General features: G+C 64.9%; 14 protein-coding genes and 1 pseudogene. 4 read left to right on the top strand and 11 right to left on the bottom strand.

What is annotated here, in order from left to right:
- The coding region (locus tag BEN49_RS19070) for a glutamyl-tRNA reductase (protein WP_498366037.1) at nucleotides 1-531 on the bottom strand (531 nt) is incomplete at its 3' end.
- Between the two features lie 318 nt (nucleotides 532-849).
- Nucleotides 850-1791: a phosphatase PAP2 family protein gene (locus BEN49_RS19065; RefSeq protein ID WP_070746028.1), complete on the bottom strand. Its 942-nt coding sequence runs from the start codon at nucleotides 1789-1791 to the stop codon at nucleotides 850-852.
- Nucleotides 1792-2036: 245 nt separating this feature from the next.
- Here BEN49_RS19065 and BEN49_RS19060 point away from each other — a divergent pair, with 245 nt between their 5' ends.
- Complete coding sequence (locus BEN49_RS19060) at nucleotides 2037-2435, top strand: hypothetical protein (RefSeq protein WP_070746027.1); 399 nt, start codon at nucleotides 2037-2039, stop codon at nucleotides 2433-2435.
- A 20-nt stretch (nucleotides 2436-2455) separates the two neighbouring features.
- Nucleotides 2456-3361 (top strand): bestrophin family protein, encoded by a 906-nt coding sequence (locus BEN49_RS19055; RefSeq protein WP_070746026.1) that lies wholly within the window; start codon nucleotides 2456-2458, stop codon nucleotides 3359-3361.
- Between the two features lie 101 nt (nucleotides 3362-3462).
- On the opposite strand, the gene BEN49_RS19050 is transcribed toward BEN49_RS19055, so the two are convergent.
- From BEN49_RS19050 to BEN49_RS19030, 5 genes are all read right to left on the bottom strand, one after another.
- On the bottom strand, nucleotides 3463-3903 hold the full coding sequence (locus BEN49_RS19050) for a BLUF domain-containing protein (protein WP_070746025.1): 441 nt from the start codon (nucleotides 3901-3903) through the stop codon (nucleotides 3463-3465).
- A gap of 144 nt (nucleotides 3904-4047) precedes the next feature.
- Complete coding sequence (locus BEN49_RS19045; RefSeq protein WP_125917029.1) at nucleotides 4048-4404, bottom strand: hypothetical protein; 357 nt, start codon at nucleotides 4402-4404, stop codon at nucleotides 4048-4050.
- 114 nt (nucleotides 4405-4518) lie between these two features.
- Complete coding sequence (locus tag BEN49_RS19040) at nucleotides 4519-5523, bottom strand: MlaD family protein (RefSeq protein ID WP_070746023.1); 1005 nt, start codon at nucleotides 5521-5523, stop codon at nucleotides 4519-4521.
- Between the two features lie 201 nt (nucleotides 5524-5724).
- Nucleotides 5725-6501, bottom strand: coding sequence for an ABC transporter ATP-binding protein (locus BEN49_RS19035; RefSeq protein WP_070746031.1), 777 nt, complete (start codon nucleotides 6499-6501; stop codon nucleotides 5725-5727).
- An 11-nt stretch (nucleotides 6502-6512) separates the two neighbouring features.
- Nucleotides 6513-7271: an MlaE family ABC transporter permease gene (locus tag BEN49_RS19030; RefSeq protein WP_070746022.1), complete on the bottom strand. Its 759-nt coding sequence runs from the start codon at nucleotides 7269-7271 to the stop codon at nucleotides 6513-6515.
- A 344-nt stretch (nucleotides 7272-7615) separates the two neighbouring features.
- Here BEN49_RS19030 and BEN49_RS19025 point away from each other — a divergent pair, with 344 nt between their 5' ends.
- Both BEN49_RS19025 and BEN49_RS19020 read left to right on the top strand, forming a co-directional pair.
- On the top strand, nucleotides 7616-9226 hold the full coding sequence (locus BEN49_RS19025) for a sensor histidine kinase (RefSeq protein ID WP_070746021.1): 1611 nt from the start codon (nucleotides 7616-7618) through the stop codon (nucleotides 9224-9226).
- Nucleotides 9204-10256, top strand: coding sequence for a response regulator (locus BEN49_RS19020; RefSeq protein ID WP_070746020.1), 1053 nt, complete (start codon nucleotides 9204-9206; stop codon nucleotides 10254-10256). The genes BEN49_RS19025 and BEN49_RS19020 overlap by 23 nt, the downstream gene beginning before the upstream one ends.
- 127 nt (nucleotides 10257-10383) lie before the next feature.
- Here BEN49_RS19020 and BEN49_RS19015 read toward each other — a convergent pair whose 3' ends face one another.
- The 4 genes and pseudogenes from BEN49_RS19015 to BEN49_RS19000 all read right to left on the bottom strand — a co-directional run bounded on the left by BEN49_RS19015 (nucleotide 10384) and on the right by BEN49_RS19000 (nucleotide 13657).
- Nucleotides 10384-10644 carry an MBL fold metallo-hydrolase gene (locus BEN49_RS19015; RefSeq protein ID WP_369073222.1) on the bottom strand — a complete coding sequence of 87 codons (261 nt, stop codon included), beginning with the start codon at nucleotides 10642-10644 and terminating at the stop codon, nucleotides 10384-10386.
- Nucleotides 10645-10775: 131 nt separating this feature from the next.
- Nucleotides 10776-11503 (bottom strand): annotated as a pseudogene (locus tag BEN49_RS25940) (transposase); the annotation flags it as partial.
- Nucleotides 11504-11705: 202 nt separating this feature from the next.
- Nucleotides 11706-12251, bottom strand: coding sequence for a LutC/YkgG family protein (locus tag BEN49_RS19005; protein ID WP_158023012.1), 546 nt, complete (start codon nucleotides 12249-12251; stop codon nucleotides 11706-11708).
- Nucleotides 12252-12271: 20 nt separating this feature from the next.
- Entirely contained in the window at nucleotides 12272-13657 is a 1386-nt protein-coding gene (locus tag BEN49_RS19000; protein ID WP_070746018.1) for a lactate utilization protein B, read from the bottom strand.
- Between the last annotated feature and the right edge of the window lie 2 nt (nucleotides 13658-13659).

Below are 13659 nucleotides of genomic sequence, written 5' to 3'. Positions count from 1 at the left end.
CTCGGCCACCAGCTCCAGCGTGGCCGACGAGGTGGAAGCGGCCCCGTCGCGGAAGGCCGTTTCCTGGTGCACGCGCTTGTGGGCCGCAAACACGGCGTGTAGCAAGCGGTGTAGATACGGCCCCGCCACGTCGGCCGCGGCCGAGCGCTGGTACGCCCGCTTCACCTGGTTGCCGATTTGGGGGTCGCCCACCACCTGCGCATCCAGCCCCAGGGCTACCTCAAACAAGTGTTGCGCCGCGGCCCCCGCCGCATCAAACGCCGTGAAACAGGCTTGATATTCCTGCACATCGGCCACGCCCGCCACCCGCCCTAGGGCCTGCACAATGGCTAGTTCTTGGTTGGCGGCGGCGCTGTAATACACCTCGGTGCGGTTACAGGTGCTGATTACCAGTAGGTTATTCAGGTCCAGGTCGTGGTGCAGCGCGTGCAGCAGCTGGCCACACGCCGTTTCATCCAGGGCTAGCAGTTCCCGCACCGCTAGGGGCGTTTTGTGGTAAGAAAGGCTGATTGCCCGAAAGGGATATTTCATGTAGAAGGGCTGGCGGGGAGCACCGGTAAAAAGCGCCGGCGCGGGGTGCTACTGCCCGCCGCGCCAGAAGCGGCGGCCGGGCCACCGGGCTGGCGGCCTCAAAGGTCCCCCAGCCCAGTGGCCACGCGCGATGCGCGCGCTCAAGGTGCGGGTTGATTGTGCTTAACTTCAACCCGATTGGTCAGCGTTAGCCGGCTGACTAGCCGTCGTTGAAGAGGAGCCAGTTGGTTGGTGAAAAGGAAAAACGGGGTAGCCGAATCAGCCTTATCCAAGTCAAGTGGCTGCCCTAACAAGTTCGACCCTTGCCAAGGTACCCCACTAGAGTGGCCGCGTCAGGCGCACGCCGCCATAGGCGTAGCCGTTCACGTTCAGGCCCTGTATGGGGGTGAGGGACAAGCCGGTGCCGTGCAGCTTCTTATAGAAATGCAGCACCGCTACCCCCGCCGTAGCGCCTACCGCGCAGCCGATGAGCGCATCGGCGAAGTGTTGCGGGGGGAGGGCCGCGCCGTCGTAGCCGGCCGCCGTGCGGTGCAGGCGGGGCACCAGCACGCCCACCGTGGCCCCCACGGCGTAGCCCACCAGGTTGTCAGAGAGGAAGTGCTTGCCGGCCCGGATGCGGAAGTAGGCCACCACCGCCGGCACGGCCGCTGCCGCGCCCCACACGTAGGGCTGCGCCCGCGAGCCGGGGTTGAAATCGTGAAAAACCTGGGCCGCAAAAAACGTGGCCGTGGCCGTATGGGCCACGTGCCCGCCAAAAAACGAGTCGGCCGCCACGGCCCCGCCGCGCAGGCCGCCGCCCTCAGTCCCGTAGAGGTAGGGCCGGTAGCGGTACACAGTGCCGACGGTGAGCGTGAACAAGGCCGCTGTGGTGGCCATAGTCTCCAGGTAGAGGCCCGCTACCTGGCCGTAGCGGCCGTGCACCGGCGCGTCGAAGGCCAGCAAGGCGGGTACCAGCGCTAGGGTGCCGTAGCAGAGCGCGTCGCTGGTAGCCTGGGCGCGGACGCTGTAGGTACCGGCCGAAAACCGGTCGAGGGCGGGCACGCGGGCGCGGTCCAGCGCCGCCAGCTCGGTGGCCGGGGCCACGCGCTTGTGCTGTACCAAGTACAAGCCCGTGGCGCTCAGGCCGGCCAGTCCCAGCGTGAGGGATGCGTCCATGGCAAACTGGGTGTGGTAGGGCGAGGGCACTTGCTGGGCCAGGGCCGCCGCGTTTGACCCTAGGGCCAGCAGCCCGGCCAGCCCGAATACCGCGAAACGCTGCATGGGAAAATAAGAAAAAAGCGGGCGTAGTACGCGCCCAGAAATAGCTGGCAAGTACCGCTGTGAAGCCCGCGCTTATGCTGGTAAAAGTTCCGGATTTGCCTGATTTATGTCAGGTTTTGGGGCGAGCTATCCCGGTAGCTTTGGGCTCGCCCAAATCCCAATCAGTCCCCAGAATATCTTACCACTTCGGACAGCCCTAGCCTTCTTTAGTGTCCTCAAAGTCAGAGGTACTTTCTGTTTATGCCATGCGCCACCGCCTTTTAGCCGAATCTCCCACGCTTGTGCTCGACTACGACGCGGTAGACGACCTGCTGCACGCCCGCTGGGGACCGGCCCAAACGCTGGCCTCGACCCAGGCCGGCTATGAGCAAATACTGACGGTGCTGCCGGCCCAGCACTGCCATCGGCTGCTCGACGACCGCCGCCAATCGCACCTGATGTGGGACGAGCTGGCCACCTGGGTGGCCACTGACTGGTACCCGCGCGCCCACCAGGCGGGTCTGCTGCGCCACGCCGTAGTATTTGCCGAAGACTTTTTTGGGCACCTCGCCACCGAGCTGGTGCTGGCGCGGGTCAACGGTAATGGCCAGCTTATGGGCTTTAGCTCGGAAGCCGCTGCCCGCCAGATGCTGCTAGTCCCGTAGGCCACGCGCCCCCTGCCGTTATGCTGCTTGATACCAAGCTCCCTGCGTCCTATCTCTTCCGAGGCATCCGCCCCGACTTGGTGCGGGTGCTGCTGATTTCCAGCTTCTTCCACCTGCTTAAGCTGTCGATTGGGGTCTTTTTGCCGCCCGTGCCGTTGCAGCTGCCCACCATTCTGGGAAGCCTGATTTCGCTGCTGCTGGCTTTCAAAACTAACCAGTCGTACGAGCGCTGGTGGGAGGCCCGCAAGGTGTGGGGGGCCATCGTCAACGACTCGCGCACGTTGGTGCTCCAGGCCAGCGGCTTCGTGCCCGATGCTGTTCTATCGGCCGCCCCGAGGCCGCTGCGCGCGCTGGCCCACCGCCAAATAGCCTGGTGCTACTGCCTGGGCGAAACCCTGCGGGGCCTCGACAGCACCGCCACCCTCACCAAGTTCCTACCCCCCGCCGAGCTGGCCTACGCCCAGGCCCAGGCCAACCAGCCCCTGGCACTATTGGCCCTGCACACGGCGCAGCTCAAGCAGCTCTACGCGCAGAGGGCCCTCAATGCCTTCCAGCAGGTGCAGCTCGATGCCACGCTGGCGCGCCTCTGCGACGCGCTGGGCCAGGCCGAGCGCCTCAAGAGCACCGTGTTTCCGGCCAGCTACCGGCGGCTGGTGCATTTTTTCATCTACCTGTTTCTGCTCACGCTCTCGCTGGGGCTGGTGCAAACCATCGGGCTGTGGGAAATTCCGGTGCTGCTGACCACCGCCTCCACCTTTTTCCTGCTCGAACGCACCGCCCGCCAGCTGCAAGACCCCTTCAGCAACCAGCCCACCGATACGCCGGTCACGGCCCTGGCCCGCACCGTCGAAATCAACCTGCGCCAGCTGCTGCTCGAAACCGCCGTGCCCGCGCCGCTCGCCCCCGAAGGGTTTTATCTGCTGTGAGGCGGCGGCTGGCTTTTCGGGACGCTTTTTCTTTTCTCTCGACTACTTAACTACTTCGTAAGAGAATGTAGAATGAATGCAAATTATTGGTGAATAATTTCCTACCCGTTTGCCGTCTCGTGGTCAGCCACAAAATCCAGCAGCAGCGCCAACAGTTCGGGGCGCACGCGGGGCTGCGGGGCAAACAGTACCAAGTCGGCAGGGGACCCTACGGCTAGCAGCGCGTGCAGCTCCGCGGCATTGGCCACGCGGAAGCCCATGTTCCAGTCGGCAAAGCTGCGCTCGGGGCAGGGGCCGGCCCCGAGCAGGCGGCAGCGGTGGTGGCGCGGGTCGGCCACGATGCGGTCGTAGTAGAGCGCCCGCACTACGGTTTCCTCGCCCTCCAGAATCTGGAAAAACCGGCCGTCGGGCGTGTGCAGCAGCAGACCCGAGAGGTGATGCGCGCGGTTGTAGGCGCGGGACTGGTGCAGCAGGGCCGTCAGCGCCGCCGCATCGAAGGGCTGTCGTGCCTGGCTTTGGTAGAAGAGGTGGTACAGGCCCATGATGGCAAGGAGTGAAGAAAAGCCCGCCGCGGGCGGCACCCTGCCGGGCCAAGGCAGCGCTTCCGGTCAGTGAAGCTACGCCGTAAGGGTTGATAACCAATCCATTTTAACCAGATTAAAGTCCAGCTAGCCCCGGCAACTAGCCTAACTGGCGGGGGGTAGGGCGAGCCGGGCCAGCAGCTGCGCCGCAATAGCTTCGTCCTCGGGCAGGCCCTGCTGGCGCCACAGTTCCACGCCCCGGCGCACCAGCACGAAGGCCGGCAAGTCGGCCGCGTGGAAGCTGCGCACCACCGCTGGGTGGGTAGCCTCATCTACCGACAGCACTTGCACCGCGCTGCCCAACTGCTGCTGCAAGGCAAGCAGGGCAGCCAGCGTGGCCGCCCGCACGGGTGCGCCGTACCCACCGGCGGCAGCAGCACCAGCAGCACCGCGGCATCGGCATCGGCGGGCAGGGCGGGCGCGGAGGGGAGAAAGGGCATGGCGGAAGGGGGGTAGGGGCATGAAATACGAGCAAAGGCAAAACTAGGCCAGGGCCGCCCGGCTCCGACATGCAATTCGCCGCCTAAGTAGTTGACATATATCAGGCTACTTGGCCCGGGGCCCTTGCCCGCCGGCCTAGCTGCCGGGCCGCGGGGGCCCTGGGTGGGCCACCGAGTCGGCGGCGGCGCGGGCTTTTTGCTTGGCCTGCTTCTTAAAATAGCCGCGCAGCAAGAAGTTGTGTTGCAGGGCCGTCATGCTTTGGTCGAGTTTTTGGGTGCTTTGCTGCACGCTGCGCAGGCTTTGGCGCACCTGGCGGGCGGCGGTGGTGTCGGCCAGCAGCGTGTGGGCGGGGCCCCGACCGGCCAGCAGCTGGTGCCGCAGGCCGGCCACGGTAGCGGCCAGCGTGTCGGTGGTGCTGGCCAGTTGCCGGCCGGCGTGCCCCAGCTGCGCGGGCAAGGCCTTGTCGGTCAGCAAGTACCCCAGGGGGCCCCGGCCCTGGCGCACGCCTTGCGTGAGCTGCGCGGCATCGGTAGCGGCGCGCTGCAGCTGGGCGCTGGCAGCGGCCACGTGGCCCAGGCTTTGGCGCACGTGGGCGGGCAGCTGCTGGTCATTCAGGAGCTGCCAGAGGGCGCTGGTGTCGAGCTTGGCCGTCATCTGACGCAGGCTGCGGGTAATGGCCACCAGGTTCTTGTTGGAGATGTCGAGGGTGCCGAGCATGGCATCGAGGGCCAGCGGGGTCTTGGTGCGCAGCACGTCGCCCGATTGCACGGGCGGGGCGGGCGCGGCCTGGGCCGTGAGGTTGATAATGGTGTTGCCCACCAGCCCGTCGGTGCCGATGGCGGCCACCGCGTTTTGGCGCACGAAGCCCTGGGCATCTGTACTCAGGCTCATGGATACGCGCACGGTGCTATCGTTCAGCAAATCAATGGCTTTGACATTGCCCACCGCGATGCCGCCCAGCCGCACGCTGTTGCCGGTGAGCAGGCCCGACACGTTGCGAAAATCGGCCCGCACCACCAGGCTGCGGCCAAACAGGTTTTGCTGGCGGCCCATCAGGTAGAGCAGCCCCAGCAGAAACCCCACGCCTAGCACCGTAAACAGGCCCAGGCGCACGGTATTACCAGGAGAATTTTGGGACATGAAGAGGGGGGTAGGAAAATGAATACGAGGTTGTTCGGCCCCGGTCCGCCGACGCGAGCCGGCCGACTGGTTGTCGTTGCTAACGTTGTTAAGCAGATTCAATCGGTCTGCCTTAACTGCGCAAGCGCTTTTCCTGGCGCGGGCTGAATAACATCAGCAACGACAACCGGTCGGCCTGCTCGCGCCGGCGGACCGGAGCCTTTAAATGAAAAAGTCGTGCACCCTGGGGTCCTCGTTGGCGCTCAGCTCGGCGTAGGTGCCTTCGGCGTAGCAGCGGCCCTCGGCGAGCAGGACCACGCGGTCGGCGGTGAGGCGCACGCAGGCCAAGTCGTGCGAGATGATGAGGGCCGAGGTGTTGTATTTGGCCTGCACGGCCCGGATGAGGTGGTCGATTTCGCGGCCCGTGATGGGGTCGAGGCCGGTGGTGGGCTCGTCGTAGAGGATGATGTCGGGCCGCAGGATGAGCGTGCGGGCCAGTGCGATGCGCTTGCGCATGCCCCCCGACAGGGCGGCGGGCAACAGCGCGGCCGTGTCGGCCAGGCCCACGTCGGTGAGGGCCTGCTGCACCAGCTCGTTTTCCTGGGTCGGGGTATGGGCCAGCCACTGGCGGCGCAGCGGAAAGAGCAGGTTTTCGCGCACCGTCATGGAGTCGTAGAGGGCGTTGCTCTGGAAAAGGAAGCCCAGCTTGGTGCGCAGCCGGTCGAGGCCGGCGTGGTCGAGGGCCCCCACGTCCTGGCCCAGCACCGTGATGGTGCCCGCGTCGGGCTTCAGCAGGCCAATGATGCACTTGATAAGCACCGACTTGCCTGCTCCCGACTTGCCCAGCACCACGATGTTCTGGCCCCGGTTGAGGGTCAGCGAAAAGTCTTGCAGCACGTGGTTGTCGCCGAAAGTCAGGCTGACGCCGGCCACCGTGAGCACGGCCTCGGTGGGGGCGGGTAGGGGCGCCGCAGCGGCCGGGGCGGGGGTAGGGAGCATGGGTTTCACCATCAGATAAGCCCCAGCGCGGTGCTCACCAGCACGGCCACCAGGTCGAGCAGAAAAACGGCCAGCGAGCCGGCCACCACCGCTGAGTTGGCGGCGCGGCCCACGCCGGCCGTGTCGTTGCTGGCGTAGTAGCCCTTGTAGCAGCTGATGAGGCCGATGGCGAAGCCAAAAAAGAAGGTTTTGGCCACCGCCGGCAGCACCTGGCCGTAGGTGAGGCGGCCCAGAATGTGGTTGACAAACAGCATCAAAGAAGTAGAGCCCTGCATATTGACGCCCACGTAAGCTGAAAACAGCCCGATGGCGTCGGAGAGCAGCGTGAGCACCGGCACCATGAGCGTGGTGGCCAGCACCCGCGTGACCACCAAATACTTAAACGGGTTGGTACCCGACACGTCCATGGCGTCAATCTGCTCGGTCACGCGCATCGAGCTGAGCTCGGCCCCGATGCTGGAGCCCACCTTGCCGGCCACCATCAGCCCCGTGATGATGGGGCTCAGCTCCTGAATAATAGTGAGCCCCACCATGACCGGAATCCAGGACTCGGCCCCGAACTGCACCATGGTGGGCCGCAGCCGCAGCGTGAGCACCAGCCCCATGATGAAGCCCGTGATGCCCACCAGCGGCAGCGACTGGTAGCCAACGGCATAGCACTGGTAAAGCAGCTCCTGCCACTCGTAGCGCGGCCGAAACCCCTCCCGGAAAAACCGCCCCGCAAACCGGGTGATGGTGCCGGTTTCGGCAAGTAAAGTGGTGACGGACACGGAGAATTAGGGTAGGAGGGCGTGGGGGTAGGAGCGTAGGAGGGCGCGTTGTCATGCTCATCTGGTGTCCGCTTGTCGAAGCATCACTACCGCTTCATTGAACGGCCCTGATGAAGCGGTAGTGATGCTTCGACAAGCGGACACCAGATGAGCATGACGACCAAAGGCTATTTGGGCCAGCGCCCAGCGGAATGCCTAGTAGGGAAGCTGCAAAAGTATCGGGACCCACCCGCCGCCCGGCATGACGTAGCGCGGCCCAGCTACCTGATTTTTATCAGGTTTTACAACCCCCAAAAGGCCGACCTTTACCGGGAATCCTGCCCTAGCCGGCCACTACCCCGCCCATGCTTGCCGCTGCCTACACCACCATCCTCTCCGACCTGCTCTACACCCACTCGCAGGAGTTTGTGGGCATCTATGATATTGACCTAGGGTGGTTTACGCAGGTAAACCCCCGGGCCGTGCAGCTGCTGGCCTACGCCTCGGAAGCCGATTTCCTAGCCGACCCCGACCACTCGCTGCGCACTCCCCCCTGGACGACCAACGAGTGGACGGCCCTGTGCGCGCTCACCCGGCGCGAAGGCCACCACGAGCTGGAAGCCACCATCCGCCGCCACACCGGCGAGCCGTTTTTGGCCTATTTGCGGCTCACGCACTTTGAGGCCGCGGGCCGGGCCGCGTTGCTCGTGTGCCTCACCGAGCAAAGCCCCCTACAACGCGCCGAGCGCGCCCTGGCCCACAGCGTGCGGCGCTTCGAGGCCGTATTCACCAATGCCACCATCGGCATTATCGTCTGCGACAAGGCTGGTATTATGGTGTCGGCCAATGAGTTGGCGGGGCAGCTCTTTGGCTATCCGCAGCCCGCGCTGCTGGGCCAGCGCATCGAGGCGCTGGTGCCCGACGCCGCCGGGCGCCGCCACGAGCAACTGCGCGACTACTTCAACCAACACCCGCAGGTGCGCAGCATGGGGGCCCACCGCGCCCTGCTGGGCAAGCGCCAGGACGGCTCCGTGTTTCCGGTCGAAGTCAGCCTGAGCTACTTCTACCTCGACGAGGAGCTGTACGTGGTGGCTTACATCCTCGATACCAGCCTAAAGCAGGCCGCTGAGCAGGAGCTCATCACCCAGCACCAGCACGTGGCCCGCCTCAACGCCGAGCTGGAGCAGAAGGTGGCCGACCGCACCCACGCTCTGCTCAGCACCCTGGCGCAGCTCGAAAAGCGCGGCCAGGAGCTGGCCAAAGCCCTGGCCGCCGAGCAGGAGCTGGGCGAATTAAAATCACGCTTCGTGAGCATGGCCTCGCACGAGTTTCGCACCCCGCTCACGGCCGTGCTCACCTCGGCTACGCTCATCGGCAAGTACGCCGGCGCCGACCAGCAAACCCAGCGCGTGCGCCACCTAGTGCGCATCGAAGCTTCCGTGAACCACCTGAACGCCATCTTGGAAGAGTTCCTCTCGGTGGGCCGCATTGAGGAAGGCACGATGGAGGCGCGGCCCACCACCCTCGACCTAGCCACGCTGCTCACCGAAACCCTGGCCGACGTGCAGAGCCTGCGCAAGCCCGGCCAAACCATTGTGCGGCTGGTCGATTGCCCCGCCCCGTTTCGGCTCGATTCGTCGCTGCTGCGCAAAATCCTGGTCAACCTGCTCTCCAATGCCCTCAAGTATTCGGGCGACAACTCGGTGGTGACGGTAAGGGCTACTTGCCAGGATAATCAATTAATAATGAGCATTGAAGACCAGGGCGTGGGCATTTCCCCGGAAGACCAGACGCACCTATTTGAGCGGTTTTTTCGGGCCCGCAACGTCAGCACCGTGCCCGGCACCGGCCTGGGCCTCTACATCATCGCCAAGTACCTCGAGCTGATGGGGGGCACCATTGCCCTGCGCAGCGCCCTGGGCCAGGGCACCACCGTCACCGTCACCATTCCTTATGAAAACGATTCTGCTGATTGAGGACGACGTCTTTATCCGGGAAAACACGGCCGAACTGCTCGGCCTGACTGGCTACACCGTGCGCACCGCCGAAAACGGCAAGCTCGGCGTGGAAAGCGCCCTGGCCCAAAAGCCCGATTTAGTTATCTGCGACATCATGATGCCCGTGCTCGACGGCTACGGTGTGCTACACATCTTCAACCAAAACCCCCAGCTGGCGGGCGTGCCTTTTATCTTCCTCACCGCCAAAACCGAGCGCACTGACCAGCGCCGTGGCATGGAGCTGGGCGCCGACGACTACCTCACCAAGCCCTTCAGCGAGAACGAGTTGCTGAGCGCCATCAGTGGCCGGCTTGCCCGCTTCCAGCACCTCAAGCCCGACTACGACTTGCAAGCCGGGGGCCTAAACGAGTTTCTGGACGATGCCCGCGCCGTGGGCCAGCTGGCCAGCCTCTCGGCCGACCGCCGCGCCCACCCCGTGCGCCGCAAGCAGGACGTGTACCTCGAAGGCGACGAGGCCACGCGGGTGTATTTCGTGCAAACCGGCCGCATCAAAACCGTGAAAACCACCGAAGCCGGCAAGGAGCTGATTACCGGTTTTTACGGCCCCGGCGAGTTCTTCGGCTACCTAGCCCTCCTAGGCCACACCCCGCACCCCGACTCGGCCGTGGCCGTCGACGACTCAGAGCTGGTCTACATTCCGCAGGACGATTTTTCGCAGCTGCTGCTGCGCAACCCGGCCGTGGGCCAGCAGTTCATCCACCTGCTGGCGGGCCGCGTGCGCGAGCGCGAGCAGCAGCTACTCGCGATGGCCTACAACAGCATCCGCCGCCGGGTGGCCGACATGCTGCTGCGCCTCTACGAGCCCACCGCCGCCGACCCGGCCGCCACCATCCAGCTCCTGCGCGACGACATGGCCGCCCTAGTCGGCACCGCCCCCGAATCCCTGATTCGCACCCTGAGCGAGTTCAACCAAAATGGCCTAATTGAGCTGACCCCCAAGCATATTCGCGTACTAGATCCGGAAAAGCTGCGCCGAGCGCACTGGTAAGCTCGGGGTTTGCCTGAGCCGCATAGCGCCGGTCAAACCAGTGAGTTACCCCCGCCCGGCTCGCCCCGAGTCGCTACCCACAGGCAATGCCGTTAGGGCCGTTACCTGTTTTGGTCAGGGCCCCACCCTAAGCGTTGGCAAACGGGTCTTTCAAGTGCTGGGCCGCTGGCGCGGGTAGGGCGTCGCCGTGGCCAAACACCGCGCGCTGGAACGGGTACTCCGCCGCGCGCAGAATGCTCTGCTGGGCCAAGGCCCGGTCCTCGTTGAGGGTACTGTAGGTGAGCCCCGCCACGTTCGAGCAGAGGTCGCCGGCCACCAGCACGCCGGCTTGCCGCAGGAGCAGGCAGATATGGCCCGCGCTGTGGCCGGGCGTATAGATGACTTCCAGGCCCCCCCGCCAGGGGCAGCACGTCGCCGTGCTCCAGCAACTGGTCCACGGGTAGGGGTTCGTAGGTGGTGCCGGCGTACTTGATAAAGAACAGGTGAACCAGCCGGTTGACTAGGTTGTACGGACGATTAGCGCAGCCACAACAAGGCGGAGACAAAATGGATCATTCCCAAAAAGCGGCTGGCCGTTTTATCGTAGCGCGTGGCCCGCCGGCGAAACTGCTTAAGGCGCCTGAAAAAGCGTTCGACTTTGTTGCGGTCCCGGTACAGATTTCGGTCAATCACCCGTTGAACGAGGCGGTTTTTTTTGCTGGGAATCACGGCCTGGGCACCCAGGGCGGCCACCTGGGCCAAAACGGCGGCTGTGTCGTAGGCTTTGTCGGCCAGCACGTTGCCGGCCCCTTCCGCGGCCGCGAGCAGGTCGGTCACGCGCCGGCCATCGGCGTGCTGGCCGGGCCCGAGCACCACGCGCAGCGGGTTGCCCAGCGCATCGACTACGGCGTGAATCTGGGTCGTCAGCCCGCCGTGACTCCGGCCGCGGGCTTCGTCGCCGACGCGGCTTTTTTTCGGCTGCCGGCCGCTTGGGCGTGCGCCCGCACCACGGCCGAGGCGAGCAGCACCCCGTCCAAATCGGGCGCCTGCACCGCCTCGAACAAGCGTTGCCAGATTCCCTTTTGGGCCCAGCGCCGGCTGCGCTTGCGCAGCGTGTCGTGCTTGCCAAAGCGAGCCGGCAGTGTGCGCCAGGCGCAGCCGTGGCGCGCCACCCAAAATACTGCGTTGAGAAAGAGCCGGTTATCGACACCTGTCCGGCCCACATCGCCGGCTTTACCTGATAAGTGAGGCGCCAAAGCGGCCCACGCACGGTCACTGATTTCGTCCAGATTGCTCACCAACGCAAAGATAATTGTCCGTACAACCTAGAGCAGTTTCCAGGTTAGTGTACAGCGCAACGGGCAGTAGCGCGAACTTTGTAGTTCGCGTCGCTCGCTTCGTCCGGGCGATGGCCGGGCAGCGACACGAACTACAAAGTTCGCGCTACTAGCCACTGACTCCGAAACCGCTCTAGTGTAGCAGCACCGTGAGGCTACGAGCCCCGTGAGCACCAATAACCAGCGACTGCTCAATATCAGCCGTTTTGGAGGGCCCGGCTAGGAACACGCCGTAGCCGCCCACGTCAGGCAGCTGAGCGTAGGCTTGGTGCATGGTGGCCACGATGTTGCGCTGGTCGAGCACCAGCACCAGGTGCTGCGTGACGGTGGGCAGGGCCCGGTGCAGCATATGGGCTTCGGGCAGCCACACGGTCCCATTCTCGGCCACCCCGAATTCAGCGCGCAATACGGCTAGGTCGATGGGGGCCAAGCGGTCGATGGGCGTATTACTGGCTACCGCCACCGTGGCGGGCAAGATGGCCGAAGCCAAGCGGTAATCGGCTGGGAACAGCTGGCTTACCGCCGCGGCCAGCGCGTGCCAGCCCTCGAGCACGACAACTCGCCCGCTAATGCCAGTCAGTGCCGCAGTGAAACGTGCCACCGAAGCCAGCCCGGTGAACGCTGGCACTACTGGCAGGGGAGTGGCAGCGGGCTGGCTGGCCCGGACGGCGGCCAGCATTTTTTCTCGGGAAGGCATGCTCATGCCTGGTTAGGGCGCTGCTGGGCGTACCACGCGCGGAAGCTTTGCTGGGGGGGCGCGGGCAGCTCGCGGGCAATGGCCCAGGGGTTGTAGCCCGGGGCGTGGCTCAGGGCGTGGGGCACGAAACGCAGCCCGAACCGGGCAAACGAGCCGCCGGCGGCGAACAACCCGGGCCGCGCGAGGACGCGGCTCAGCAGCTTCATGCTCCACTTCTTGCTGGCCGGAATCTCGCCGGCCGCGCCCAGCACCTGCCGCCACTTGTAGAGCTGGGTGTGGATGTCAATCTTCACCGGGCACACGTCGGTGCACGAGCCGCAGAGCGTGCTGGCAAACGGCAGCGAGGCGTGCTTGCGCATGTCGATGTTGGGCGAGAGAATGGCTCCGATGGGCCCCGGGATGGTGAAGTCATAGCTGTGGCCGCCGCTGCGCCGGTACACTGGGCAGGTGTTCATACAGGCCCCGCAACGGATGCACTTGAGCGAGGCCCGGAAGTCGGGCCGCCCCAGCTGCTGGCTGCGGCCGTTGTCGACGATGACCACGTGCAACTCCCGGCCTGGCAGCGGCCGGGTGAAGTGCGAGGTGTAGGTGGTGATGGGCTGGCCGGTCGCGCTGCGGGTTAAAAGGCGCGTGAACACGGCCAAGTCGGAGAGGCGTGGAACGAGCTTTTCCATCCCCATGCAGGCAATGTGCACGCGGGCCAGGCCAATGGCCAGGTCGGCGTTGCCCTCGTTGGTGCACACCACCACCGACCCGGTTTCGGCTACTGCGAAGTTTACGCCAGAAATGGCCACCTCGGCGGCCAGGAACTTCGCGCGCAGGTGCTGGCGGGCAGCCTCGGTGAGCTGCTGCGGATCGGTGAGGCCCTTCTCAGTGCCCAGGTGCTGCCAGAAGGTTTCGCCCACGTCTTCTTTTTTGAGGTGGATGGCGGGCAGCACCACATGGCTAGGGGCCTCGTCGCGCAACTGGATGATGCGCTCACCCAGGTCGGAGTCAATCACTTCCACGCCGTGGGCTAGCAGGTGCGGGTTGAGGTGGCACTCTTCCGTGAGCATGGACTTGCTTTTGACCACCCGCGTGGCTCTGGCCTGCCGCACAATGTCGAGCACGATGCGGTTGTGCTCCTCGGCGTCGGCGGCCCAGTGCACATGCACGCCGTTGGCCAGGGCCCTCGCTTCGAATTGCTCGAGGTACTCAGCCAACCGGCTCAGGGTGTGGTCCTTGATTTGGGAGGCCAGCTCTCGTAATTCCTGAAATTCAGGCGTGGCGTACACTGCTCGGTCGCGCTTCTGGCGAATAAACCACAGCGTTTCGTCGTGCCAGGTGGTACGCTCTTCGTCGAGTAGGAACCGTTCGGAACGGTCGGCGTGGTTTGGGGCTTGGCTCATAA

Source organism: Hymenobacter coccineus, assembly GCF_001816125.1.
In the GTDB taxonomy this organism is placed as follows: Bacteria; Bacteroidota; Bacteroidia; order Cytophagales; family Hymenobacteraceae; genus Hymenobacter; species Hymenobacter coccineus.
The sequence above is the reverse complement of the archived record's forward strand: the minus strand, read 5'-3'. Positions and strand labels throughout refer to the sequence as shown.